The organism is Streptomyces sp. CG4 (assembly GCF_041080655.1).
Taxonomy (GTDB): Bacteria; Actinomycetota; Actinomycetes; order Streptomycetales; family Streptomycetaceae; genus Streptomyces.
In genome coordinates this window covers 4,912,297-4,923,927 of sequence record NZ_CP163525.1, presented here as the reverse complement: position 1 = coordinate 4,923,927, position 11,631 = coordinate 4,912,297, and the positions used below count along the sequence as shown (strand labels likewise).

12 protein-coding genes are annotated in these 11,631 nt (G+C 67.6%); 3 read left to right on the top strand and 9 right to left on the bottom strand.

The features are described 5' to 3' along the window. Nucleotides 1-98 precede the first annotated feature (98 nt). On the top strand, nt 99-1,046 hold the full coding sequence (gene trxB / locus AB5L52_RS22225; RefSeq protein ID WP_351016921.1) for a thioredoxin-disulfide reductase: 948 nt from the start codon (nt 99-101) through the stop codon (nt 1,044-1,046). A gap of 79 nt (nt 1,047-1,125) precedes the next feature. Next, nucleotides 1,126-1,455: a thioredoxin gene (trxA, locus tag AB5L52_RS22220; protein ID WP_351575688.1), complete on the top strand. Its 330-nt coding sequence runs from the start codon at nt 1,126-1,128 to the stop codon at nt 1,453-1,455. A 95-nt stretch (nt 1,456-1,550) separates the two neighbouring features. On the opposite strand, the gene AB5L52_RS22215 is transcribed toward trxA, so the two are convergent. The 9 genes from AB5L52_RS22215 to rpmH form a co-directional block, all read right to left on the bottom strand. Beyond that, complete coding sequence (locus tag AB5L52_RS22215; protein ID WP_351575691.1) at nt 1,551-2,168, bottom strand: GNAT family N-acetyltransferase; 618 nt, start codon at nt 2,166-2,168, stop codon at nt 1,551-1,553. Nucleotides 2,169-2,485: 317 nt separating this feature from the next. Further along, complete coding sequence (locus tag AB5L52_RS22210) at nt 2,486-3,586, bottom strand: ParB/RepB/Spo0J family partition protein (RefSeq protein WP_369365764.1); 1,101 nt, start codon at nt 3,584-3,586, stop codon at nt 2,486-2,488. Then, entirely contained in the window at nt 3,583-4,656 is a 1,074-nt protein-coding gene (locus AB5L52_RS22205) for a ParA family protein (protein WP_351017416.1), read from the bottom strand. Before AB5L52_RS22205 ends, AB5L52_RS22210 begins: the two co-directional genes overlap by 4 nt. Before the next feature lie 359 nt (nt 4,657-5,015). Next, nucleotides 5,016-5,732 (bottom strand): 16S rRNA (guanine(527)-N(7))-methyltransferase RsmG, encoded by a 717-nt coding sequence (gene rsmG, locus AB5L52_RS22200; RefSeq protein ID WP_351575694.1) that lies wholly within the window; start codon nt 5,730-5,732, stop codon nt 5,016-5,018. Between the two features lie 117 nt (nt 5,733-5,849). Continuing rightward, complete coding sequence (locus AB5L52_RS22195) at nt 5,850-6,362, bottom strand: R3H domain-containing nucleic acid-binding protein (protein WP_351016934.1); 513 nt, start codon at nt 6,360-6,362, stop codon at nt 5,850-5,852. Between the two features lie 15 nt (nt 6,363-6,377). Beyond that, on the bottom strand, nt 6,378-7,664 hold the full coding sequence (gene yidC, locus AB5L52_RS22190) for a membrane protein insertase YidC (protein ID WP_351575698.1): 1,287 nt from the start codon (nt 7,662-7,664) through the stop codon (nt 6,378-6,380). A 3-nt stretch (nt 7,665-7,667) separates the two neighbouring features. Further along, nucleotides 7,668-8,033: a membrane protein insertion efficiency factor YidD gene (gene yidD, locus AB5L52_RS22185; RefSeq protein ID WP_351016940.1), complete on the bottom strand. Its 366-nt coding sequence runs from the start codon at nt 8,031-8,033 to the stop codon at nt 7,668-7,670. Beyond that, nucleotides 8,030-8,401 carry a ribonuclease P protein component gene (rnpA, locus tag AB5L52_RS22180; protein WP_351016943.1) on the bottom strand — a complete coding sequence of 124 codons (372 nt, stop codon included), beginning with the start codon at nt 8,399-8,401 and terminating at the stop codon, nt 8,030-8,032. Before rnpA ends, yidD begins: the two co-directional genes overlap by 4 nt. Nucleotides 8,402-8,422: 21 nt before the next feature. Beyond that, complete coding sequence (gene rpmH, locus AB5L52_RS22175; RefSeq protein ID WP_003956500.1) at nt 8,423-8,560, bottom strand: 50S ribosomal protein L34; 138 nt, start codon at nt 8,558-8,560, stop codon at nt 8,423-8,425. 396 nt (nt 8,561-8,956) lie between these two features. Here rpmH and dnaA point away from each other — a divergent pair, with 396 nt between their 5' ends. Beyond that, nucleotides 8,957-10,927 carry a chromosomal replication initiator protein DnaA gene (gene dnaA, locus AB5L52_RS22170; protein ID WP_369365759.1) on the top strand — a complete coding sequence of 657 codons (1,971 nt, stop codon included), beginning with the start codon at nt 8,957-8,959 and terminating at the stop codon, nt 10,925-10,927. Nucleotides 10,928-11,631 lie beyond the last annotated feature (704 nt).

The window sequence follows — 11,631 nt, the reverse complement described above, 5'->3', positions numbered from 1 at the left end:
GGGAATGCGCGCCCCGTAGGATCCGTTGGGTGGGGTGAGAGGCCGGAAACGGGCTCCCACCGGTCGACTGACGCAGACCAGAGACGAGGAATCAAGCCGTGAGCGACGTCCGTAACGTGATCATCATCGGCTCCGGGCCCGCCGGCTACACGGCGGCGCTCTACACCGCGCGAGCGTCGCTGAAGCCCCTGGTGTTCGAGGGGGCTGTCACCGCGGGTGGCGCCCTGATGAACACCACCGACGTGGAGAACTTCCCGGGCTTCCGCGACGGCATCATGGGCCCCGAGCTCATGGACAACATGCGGGCGCAGGCCGAGCGCTTCGGTGCCGAGCTCATCCCGGACGACATCGTCTCCGTCGACCTCAGCGGTGAGATCAAGACGGTCACGGACACCGCCGGAACGGTCCACAAGGCGAAGGCCGTGATCGTCACCACCGGCTCCCAGCACCGCAAGCTGGGCCTGCCCAACGAGGACGCCCTCTCTGGCCGCGGTGTCTCCTGGTGCGCCACCTGTGACGGGTTCTTCTTCAAGGACCACGACATCGCCGTGATCGGCGGCGGTGACACTGCGATGGAGGAGGCCACCTTCCTCTCGCGGTTCGCCAAGTCCGTGACGATCGTCCACCGCCGGGACAGCCTGCGCGCCTCCAAGGCGATGCAGGAGCGCGCCTTCAACGACCCGAAGATCAAGTTCATCTGGGACAGCGAGGTCGCCGAGATCCAGGGCGACCAGAAGCTCTCCGGTCTGAAGCTGCGCAACGTCAAGACCGGCGAGCTGTCGGAGCTGCCCGTGACGGGTCTGTTCATCGCGATCGGCCACGACCCGCGCACCGAACTGTTCAAGGGCCAGCTGGACCTGGACGACGAGGGCTATCTGAAGGTCGCCGCCCCGTCCACCCACACCAACCTGACCGGTGTCTTCGGTGCTGGTGACGTGGTCGACCACACCTACCGCCAGGCGATCACGGCGGCCGGCACCGGCTGCTCGGCCGCTCTGGACGCTGAGCGCTTCCTCGCCGCCCTCGCGGACGAGGACAAGGCCTGACCCGCACAGACCGGCGCGTCTGATCTTCCCCGATCTTCCCCTTCACTGCCCCACGCACGATCAAGTTGAGGAGCCCGCTGTGGCCAACCTGAAGAATGTGACTGACGCTTCCTTCGAGGCCGACGTCCTCAAGAGCGACAAGCCCGTCCTGGTGGACTTCTGGGCTGCCTGGTGCGGTCCGTGCCGCCAGATCGCCCCGTCCCTTGAGGCCATTGCCGCCGAGTACGGCGACAAGATCGAGATCGTCAAGCTCAACATCGACGAGAACCCGGCGACGGCCGCGAAGTACGGCGTCATGTCCATCCCGACCCTGAACGTCTACCAGGGCGGGGAGGTCGCCAAGACCATCGTCGGTGCCAAGCCGAAGGCGGCGATCGAGAGGGACCTCGCGGACTTCATCTCTGAGTGACGTTTCACGTGAAACACGAATGGGCCAACCCCTCTGGGTTGGCCCATTTGCATGAGGGCCTTCGGCTGCCCCCGTCTCTGCCGTAGGGATGCCCTCTACAGCGGCCTCAGCGCCGGCTCTTTCTGGACGGCTCCCAGGAGCCGGTCGAGTGCCAGCTCCACGTCCTCCTTCCAGGAGAGCGTCGACCGCAGCTCCAGCCGCAGCCGGGGATGCGTGGGATGCTGCCGGACCGTCTTGAAGCCCACGGCCAGCAGATGGTCCGCCGGCAGCATGCAGGCGGGTTCCTTCCAGCGGGCGTCACCGAAGGCTTCTATGGCCTTGAAGCCTCGGCGCAGCAGATCCTTGGCGACCGTCTGCACCAGCACGCGACCCAGCCCCTGACCCTGATAGCCAGGCATGACGAATGCCGTCATCAGCTGTACGGCGTCCGGCGAGACCGGACTCGTCGGGAAGGCCGTCGAACGCGGGACATAGGCCGGAGGGGCGTAGAGCACGAAACCGACAGGCACGTCATCGACGTACACCACCCGGCCGCACGACCCCCAGTCCAAGAGGACGGCGGAGATCCAGGCCTCCTTCTCCACCGCCGAGGTGCCCGCCTTTACCGCCGCTTCTCCGCTGACAGGGTCCAGCTCCCAGAAGACGCACGAGCGACAGCGTGGGGGAAGGTCCTGAAGGTTGTCCAGCGTGAGCGGCACGAGCCGACGCCCCATGAAGGCTGTTCCTCGCTTCCTTCGCCCGCCGCATCACGAGCGGCTGTCAAAGCGCTCCGTTCCCTGAGCAGGCTGCCGACGAATCCGCCGACCGCTCCCAGGCTCAGGCCCGCGCTCACCAGTCCGGTGCGGCTCATCGATCGCATGGCCTCCGACTCCCCACTCAGAGATGCAGATGCTGTCCGGTGGATGCGCCATACCCGATCGCATCGTATCCACGAAGCGAACCGCTCGATACCGCCTCAAAGCAAAGAGCGGGCCGTGTTCCGGTACACACCGGACACTGCCCGCTCCTCGCACGGCCGAGAGGGTCAGGCTCAGTCGTCCTGCTCCTCCGTTGCGTCCTCCTGCAGTTCCTGCTGCAGCACCGGCCCCTCATCGGGAGCGAGCGTGCTCAGGATCCGCCGGAGATCGTCCACGGAGGCGAACTCAACGGTGATCTTGCCCTTCTTCTGACCGAGGTCGACCTTCACCCGGGTCTCGAAGCGGTCCGAGAGCCGGGTCGCCAGCTCGTTCAGCGCCGGGGAGAGCCGGGAGCCGGCGCGCGGTCCCTTGGGACGCTGCGGCTTCTGGGGCCGCGAGCCCATGAGGGTCACGATCTCCTCGACGGCTCGCACCGACAGCCCCTCGGCCACGATGCGGTGTGCCAGCCGGTCCTGCTCCTCAGGGTCCGCCACGGACAGCAGTGCTCGGGCATGGCCGGCGGAGAGGACTCCGGCGGCGACCCGCTTCTGGACCGTCGGCGAGAGCTTCAGCAGACGCAGCGTGTTGGAGACCTGCGGCCGAGAACGCCCGATCCGGTCGGCCAGCTGGTCGTGCGTGCAGTTGAAGTCCTTCAGCAGCTGGTCGTAGGCGGCGGCCTCTTCCAGCGGGTTCAGCTGGGCGCGGTGCAGGTTCTCCAGCAGCGCGTCCAGGAGAAGCTTCTCGTCCTCTGTGGCCCGGACGATCGCCGGGATGGCCTCCAGGCCGGCTTCACGGCAGGCACGCCAGCGGCGCTCTCCCATGATCAGCTCATAGCGGGCGGGCCCCACCTGCCGTACGACGACGGGCTGCAGGAGACCGACCTCTTTGATGGAGGTGACGAGCTCGTGCAGCGCGTCCTCATCGAAGACATCACGCGGCTGGCGCGGGTTGGGCGAGATCGCATCGAGAGGGATCTCGGCGAAGTGCGCCCCCAGCGGAGGAGCCGGCGTCTCCGCGACGGGACTCGCCGGCGGCTCCTCGGTTTCATGTGAAACAGGCGGCAGTGTTGCCACCTTCGCCGCGGCCACCCCACGGTCGGTCGTCAGCACCGGGACGGCTACGGGGGAGGTGGAGGCTCCGCCTCCCAGTGCGGCCGGAGCCGGGGTCTTCTCGGTCGGGGCAGCGGGGATCAGTGCGCCAAGGCCACGCCCCAGCCCCCTCCGTCGCTCGCTCACTGGATCCCCTCCACCATGCTCGGGTCGTTCTGGGCACCGATATGGGCCTGGCTCGCGTCATAGCTGATGCCGATGCCCTTCAGCGCGATTTCTCGGGCCGCCTCAAGATACGAGAGGGCACCGCTCGATCCAGGATCGTAAGTCAGGACCGTCTGCCCGTAGCTCGGCGCCTCGGAGATACGGACCGAGCGGGGAATGCTCGTCCGCAGCACCTCGTCGCCGAAGTGGGTGCGCACCTCTTCCGCGACCTGGGAAGCGAGACGCGTCCGGCCGTCGTACATGGTGAGCAGGATGGTCGACACATGCAGCGTGGGGTTGAGGTGCCCCCGCACCAGGTCGACGTTGCGCAGCAGCTGGCCCAGACCCTCGAGTGCGTAGTACTCGCACTGGATCGGAATGAGGACCTCCTGCCCCGCCACCAACGCGTTGACCGTCAATAGGCCGAGGGAGGGCGGGCAGTCGATGAGGACGTAGTCCAACGGCTGCTCATACGCCTGGATCGCGCGCTGCAGCCGGCTCTCACGGGCCACCAGGGACACCAACTCGATCTCCGCACCGGCGAGATCGATGGTGGCGGGGGCGCAGAAGAGGCCTTCCACGTCGGGGACCGGCTGGACAACCTCGGCGAGAGGCTTGCTCTCCACCAACACGTCGTAGATGGAAGGAACTTCGGCGTGGTGGTCGATCCCGAGGGCGGTGGATGCGTTGCCCTGGGGGTCGAGGTCGATCACCAGGACGCGGCCGCCGTGCAGAGCCAGCGAAGCAGCAAGGTTGACGGTCGTCGTCGTCTTGCCCACGCCGCCCTTCTGGTTGGCGACCACGATGACTCGGGTCTGCTCCGGTCGCGGCAGACCTTCGCCGGCGCGGCCCAGAGCCTCTACCGCCAGTTGGGCCGCACGGCCGATGGGAGTGTCGTCCATCGGAGGCGGTGTTTCACGTGAAACATCCGCCCCCATCGACTCGGTACGGGGACCGGGGACCGGATCGGTCATCGGTCCCGCGATGTTGGCGTCGGACCGCAAGGATTCACTCTCCTCGACTTCAGGCTCGCAATGAACAGAGCCTCCCATGCCTTCGGGGTCGTGAACCAGTGAGGCCTGGTGTTCTGTGGAGAATTCCACCTCTGTGGACAACTCCGTGCCCCTGGAGAGGGACGGAGTGCCATGAGAGACGGGATCCTCACCCAGGGAACCGAGGGGCTTGCGGTCGCGAGGTTCGGCCGCAGCGCGGCCGCGACTGATGATGCCGTGGAGCAGTGAGCGACGTTTCACGTGAAACACGATGCACAGCGGCGGCGACCGAACGTTCGCGACACTCCGGCCTGCGTAGGTTTGGCAGCTTGTGTGGAGTACGTCTCGTCGTCAGGACGGATCAGAGGCACCCACGCCTCTCAGCGTGAGCGCCTCCCTCCGACTCGTGATCCCCAGTGTCACCGGCGCCGACGAGCGCGGCCGGCACGGGCTGCCTTCGCCCGCTTCGCCGCGAACCGCACACCGCCGGGGCTCTCGCCGACCTCGACCCGCACGACGGTGGAGAGCGGGTCCACCACTCCCTCGCCCACATGCAGGATGGATGTCTCCACGGCGCCGAGCTTGCTGAGTGCCGTGGCCGCGGCCTTGAGCTCCTCCTCGGCAGTGTCTCCCTTGAGCGCGAGCATCTCGCCATAGGGACGCAGCAGCGGGATGCCCCAGGCGGCCAGACGGTCCAGCGGAGCCACGGCACGGGCGGTCACCACATGGACCGGCGGAAGCTTGCCCAGGACCTCCTCGGCACGCCCCCGTACGACCGTGACATGGTCCAGGCCGAGCAGCTCGACGACCTCGGTGAGGAAGTTGGTGCGCCGCAGCAGCGGCTCCAACAGGGTGATGTTCAGGTCCTCCCGGACCAGGGCCAGCGGAATGCCCGGCAGTCCGGCGCCGGAGCCGACATCGCAGACCGTCACGCCCTCGGGCACGGCCTCGGAGAGCACCGCGCAGTTCAGCAGATGCCGCTCCCACAGGCGGGGCACTTCCCGCGGGCCGATCAGGCCACGCTGCACGCCCGCCTCGGCGAGCAGCTCCGCGTAGCGGACCGCATCGGCGAAACGATCACCAAACACTTCCCGCGCCTGCTCGGGCGCGGGGGGAAGCTCCGCTGCCTCCGTCACGGGGACCGTCCTTCCGTACAGCGCCGGCGCTTCGCGCACCGGCCACCAGAACTACCAGGCTGACAAAGTTCGGCCCCGTCTGCTCTACAGACGGGGCCGGTAAAACGTGGGAGCCGATCAGGCGGGCAGCACGACGACGAACCGCTGCGGCTCCTCGCCCTCCGACTCGCTGCGCAGCCCCGCGGCCTTGACCGCGTCGTGCACGACCTTCCGCTCGAACGGGGTCATCGGCTTGAGCTTGACGGGCTCACCGGTGTTCTTGACCTCGGTGGCAGCTTTGGCGCCGATCTCGGACAGCTCGGCGCGCTTCTTGGCCCGGTAACCCGCGATGTCCAGCATCAGCCGGCTGCGGTCGCCGGTCTCCCGGTGAACGGCCAGACGCGTCAGCTCCTGCAGTGCCTCCAGCACCTCGCCGTCCCGGCCGACCAGCTTCTGCAGGTCGCGGCCGCCGGTGTCGCTGATGATCGACACGGAGGCGCGATCGGCCTCGACGTCCATGTCGATGTCGCCGTCGAGGTCGGCGATGTCCAGCAGACCCTCCAGGTAGTCCGCCGCGATCTCACCCTCCTGCTCCAGTCGGGTCAGGGTGTCTGCACCCTCGGCAGCGGCAGGGGTGGTGCCTTCCGTCACGGGATGGGCTCCTTCTTACTTCTTGGACGGGGACTTGGGCCGCTGCGGGCCACCCTTGCGCTGGCCGGACTGGGCCTTGCTGCGGGTGCCGGAGCCGGGCTTCGAGGCCTGCTGGGCAGCGGCGGGCTTGGCGTCCTGCGGCTCGTCGGACTTCTCCAGCGAGGTGGTCCCACCGGCCTGCTTGGGCCCGCCGGACTGACGCTGGGACTTGGACTGGCGCTTGGGCTGCTGGCGCCGGGCCGTGGTGGTACCGGCACCGGTCGCCGCCGAGGCGGTTTCCGCGCCGTCCTCGGTCTGTGCCGTGGCCTGGGCCACGCTCTTCACCACGGTGCCGTCGGCCTGAGCGGCGAGACCGGCCTTGTTCAGGGCGTTGATGAACTTGCGCTCGAACTCGTTGCGGTCGCGGCCCTTGGCGACGATCGCCTTGACGATGGTCTTCTCGCTCCGGCGGCGGACCTTGCCGTGGTGCGTGACGTGCTTGGTCAGACGCTCCAGGTAGGAGGCCTGGGCCTTGGAACCCGGGGTCGGGTTGTTGCGGATGACGTACATCTGCTGGCCCATGGTCCACACGTTGGTGGTCAGCCAGTAGACGAGGACACCGACCGGGAAGTTGATACCGAAGACGGCGAACATCACCGGGAAGACGTACATCAGCATCTTCTGCTGCTGCATGAACGGCGTCTTCACCGTCGTGTCGACGTTCTTCGTCATCAGCTGGCGCTGCGTGTAGAACTGCGACGCCGACATCAGGACGATCATGATCGCGGTGACGACGCGGACGTCGGTCAGCGCGGCGCCCAGCGCGGCGACCTTGTCCGAGCTGTCCGTGAACTTCGCCGCGAGCGGGGCACCGAAGATGTGCGCCTTACGGGCGCTGGCGAGCAGCGACTCGTTGAGGACGCCGATCGTTTTGCCCGTCGCGATCGCGTTGAGCACGTGGTACAGGGCGAAGAAGAACGGGGACTGCGCCAGGATGGGAAGGCACGAGGAGAGCGGGTTGGTGCCCGTCTCCTTGTACAGCTTCATCATCTCTTCGGACTGGCGCTGCTTGTCGTTCTTGTAGCGCTCCTGGATCTTCTTCATCTCCGGCTGGAGCGTCTGCATCGCACGCGTCGACTTGATCTGCTTCACGAAGAGCGGGATCAGGCAGATACGGATCAGGATCACCAGGGACACGATGGACAGGCCCCAGGCCCACCCGGTGTTGGGGCCGAAGATCGCGCCGTACACCGTGTGGAACTGGACGATGACCCAGGAGACCGGTGTCGTGATGAAGCTGAAGAGGCTGGCAATCGTGTCCACTAATCATGCTCCTTGGACATGGGACGAGGTCTCTGCGGCCGGGCTCGAAGGAAGCCCGGAAGGAGGCTTCGCTTCGGTGGCCGGTTCGGCGGCGGAGGGCCCGCCCTTGCGTGCGCGCCAAGCGTTGCGCAGCATTTCGTGCCACCGTGGGCGCTTACGCGGCGGAACATGATCCACACCGCCCAGCGACCACGGATTGCACCGGAGGATGCGCCAGGCGGTCAGTGCCGTTCCCTTGATCGCACCATGCCGGTCGATGGCCGTAAAGCCGTAGTGGGAGCACGACGGGTAGTACTTGCACACCGGCCCCAGCAGTGGACTGATCGTCCACTGGTACAGCTTGATCAGAGCCAGCAGCGGGTACTTCATCGCGCGCCCCCTCCCAGTAGCCGCTGAAGAGCGGCATCCAGGTCTCGGGCCAGCTGTGCATGGTCTGCGTCGCCCGCTCCGGGCAGCGCTCGTACGACTACCAGGCTACCGGGGGGAAACAGGGCGACTCGGTCACGCATCAGATGGCGCAGTCTGCGCTTCACTTTGTTGCGCACGACCGCGCCACCCACAGCCTTGCTCACGACGAAACCCGCACGCGTCGAGGGAGCGCTCTCCCCAGGCGCGTGCGGGTCCGTGGCACCGCTACGAAGGTGGACGACGAGAGTCGGGCGTCCTGCCCGGCGTCCTCGTCGGACCGCGGTCGCGAAGTCCTCGCGCCGCCTCAGCCGGTTCTCGGTAGGCAGCACGATGTCATGACCTGATCGGGATCAGGCGGACAGGCGGGCGCGACCCTTGCTACGGCGGGACGCGAGAATCGCGCGGCCGGCACGGGTGCGCATACGCAGCCGGAAGCCGTGGGTCTTCGCGCGACGACGGTTGTTCGGCTGGAAGGTGCGCTTGCTCACTCGGGGGCTCCAGAAATAAATCGGTAGTTGCGGGGTGCCGTCTTGGCTGTCACCGTGCGCCCACGAGTAGCTCGCGTCACGCCCGAGTGCACCGCTTCCCGATCACCTGAAGTGACCTGTGCCCTTCGGAGGCAGGCGGCAGCAGCCATCGACAACTCGACCTGGTTACGGTACGCGGGGCTACGCCATCCGGTCAAACCGAGGGTCACGGAGAGACACTATCCACAGGCTGGGGACAACAACTTGAACCGCACCCGCCGCGCTGACTACCGTGGCTGAACTCCGATTCGTTCTTTTGTCCCCCGCCCCGGCGGGTTTGACCCACCGACCACCCGATGTACACCCCGACCCGTCTCGCGATCACACGTTCGTGGGACCTGTGAGAGAGCGTGCCCTGTGGCTGACGTACCTGCCGATCTTGCCGCAGTGTGGCCACGAGTACTGGAGCAGCTCCTCGGAGAGGGCCGAGGACAGGGTGTCGAGGCGAAGGACGAGCACTGGATCCGGCGCTGCCAGCCGCTCGCGCTGGTTGCGGACACCGCTCTGCTCGCCGTACCGAACGAATTCGCGAAAGGCGTACTGGAGGGCCGTCTCGCGCCGATCGTCAGCGAGACGCTGAGCCGCGAGTGCGGCCGCCCCATCCGTATCGCGATCACCGTGGACGACTCCGCGGGCGAGCCGCCGGCTCCCGCGGCACCGGTGCAGCAGCCGCCGAAGCCGCGCTACGAAGAACCCGAACTGCCGTCCGGACCGTACGAGGGCTACGGCCGCCACCGGGCCGCCGAGCAGCCGCCGGCCGAGCCGCAGTCCCGCGCCGACCAGCTGCCCACCGGCCGCCCCGACCAGCACCCCGTCGTGCGCCCGGCCTATCCCTCCGAGTACCAGCGCCGTGAGCCGGGCACCTGGCCGCGGCCCGGGCAGGACGAGTACGGCTGGCAGCAGCCGCGGCTCGGCTTTCCCGAGCGCGACCCGTACGCGTCGCCGTCGTCCCAGGACGCCTACGGCTCCGGCCCCGACACCTACGGCCCGCCGCCCTCGGACTACCGCCCGCAGGGCATGGACCGGCCGTCGTACGAGCAGCAGCGCGGCGAGTACGACAGCCCGCGCGGGGACTACGAGACCGCGCGCCCGGACTACGACTCCGCGCGCCCCGAGTACAACCCGTCCCGGACCGAGTACGACCAGCGCGACCCCGTGCGCCGTGAGCTGCCCGAGCAGTCGGCGGGCGGCGGCCCGGCGCATCGCGGCGGCCCCGGGCGCCCGGACCTGCCCTCGACCGGCGCCCCCGGCCCGCTGGCCGCGCAGCCGGCGCCGGCGAGCGGGCCCGGCGAGCCCACGGCACGGCTGAACCCGAAGTACCTCTTCGACACGTTCGTCATCGGCGCCTCCAACCGGTTCGCGCACGCGGCCGCGGTGGCCGTCGCCGAGGCACCGGCGAAGGCGTACAACCCCCTTTTCATCTATGGGGAGTCGGGGCTCGGCAAGACGCATCTGCTGCACGCCATCGGGCACTACGCGCGCAGCCTCTACCCGGGCACGCGCGTGCGGTACGTCAGCTCGGAGGAATTCACCAACGAGTTCATCAACTCCATCCGCGACGGCAAGGGCGACAGCTTCCGCAAGCGCTACCGCGAGATGGACATCCTGCTCGTCGACGACATCCAGTTCCTCGCGGACAAGGAGTCGACGCAGGAGGAGTTCTTCCACACCTTCAACACGCTCCACAACGCCAACAAGCAGATCGTGCTCTCCTCCGACCGGCCGCCGAAGCAGCTGGTCACGCTGGAGGACCGGCTGCGGAACCGTTTCGAGTGGGGCCTGATCACCGATGTGCAGCCGCCCGAGCTGGAGACGCGTATCGCGATTCTCCGCAAGAAGGCGGTGCAGGAGCAGCTCAACGCCCCGCCGGAGGTACTGGAGTTCATCGCCTCGCGGATCTCGCGGAACATCCGTGAGCTGGAGGGGGCGCTGATCCGGGTGACGGCGTTCGCGTCGCTCAACCGGCAGCCGGTGGACCTCGGCCTGACGGAGATCGTCCTGAAGGACCTGATCCCCGGCGGCGAGGACAGCGCGCCCGAGATCACGGCGACGGCGATCATGGGGGCCACCGCGGACTACTTCGGGCTGACGGTGGAGGACCTGTGCGGCACCTCGCGCGGGCGCGCGCTGGTCACCGCCCGGCAGATCGCGATGTATCTGTGCCGGGAGCTGACGGATCTGTCGCTGCCGAAGATCGGGGCGCAGTTCGGGGGGCGTGACCATACGACCGTCATGCACGCCGATCGCAAGATCCGTGCGCTGATGGCGGAGCGGCGGTCCATCTACAACCAGGTGACCGAGCTGACGAACCGGATCAAGAACGGCTGACGTACGGCCGGCGCCGCCTGTACACCGACGCTGAGGGCGTCTTCGGGACATCGGGTCCCGGGGGCGCCCTCTCGCGTTCCTGCGGCCTTGCCCGGTGCTGCGGCTGGGCGGGGATGGGGAGCCGGCCGGCACGTGCAGGGTGCCTTCCTCAGAGGGGGTGCCCGCATCTGAGGCTGGAGTGGCGGCTGTGGAGTGTTACTCGTTCGCCATCGGGCGTTCGATTTTGGGCCTGGTTACGGCCACTCTCCACAGATTCGGTGAGTTTCTTCCGTCCACACGCTGGGGACTGGGGAGTTGTCCCGAACTGCGTCCACAGGGAGCCTGTTCATACGACGTTCACCCAGCTCAGATGCCTGTGGAATCGTGGACGAACGATCTCCACAGACTGTGGACAGAGGAGAGATCCACAGGCTGTGCACGAAGTTGTCCACGGGCAACCCACAGGCTGTGGCCCGTTGTCCCCAGCGATCCCCGGCTTCTCCACATGGCTGTCCACTGTTCGGCAACGCGACGCACCCGATCACCGCGTCGAGTGAAAGCCGTCACACGAAGGTGCCGGATTGGGGTGTGGGAAACGTGGGTAAACCTGGGGACGCAGCTGGGGAGAACTGCCCTCGGGCTGTGGGCGGTGTGTGCAGAACTTTCTGTTCTCCACAGAGACACCCGGTTGTCCACTGCCTCCGCCCACAGGACCAGTGGACAAA

Excerpts from the sequence above, each read along its gene's own strand:
- AB5L52_RS22215 (WP_351575691.1), bottom strand. The coding sequence starts at position 2,168 with ATGGGGCGTCGGCTCGTGCCGCTCACGCTGGACAACCTTCAGGACCTT.
- AB5L52_RS22205 (WP_351017416.1), bottom strand. The coding sequence starts at position 4,656 with ATGGGAGGCTCTGTTCATTGCGAGCCTGAAGTCGAGGAGAGTGAATCC.
- yidD (WP_351016940.1), bottom strand. The coding sequence starts at position 8,033 with ATGAAGTACCCGCTGCTGGCTCTGATCAAGCTGTACCAGTGGACGATC.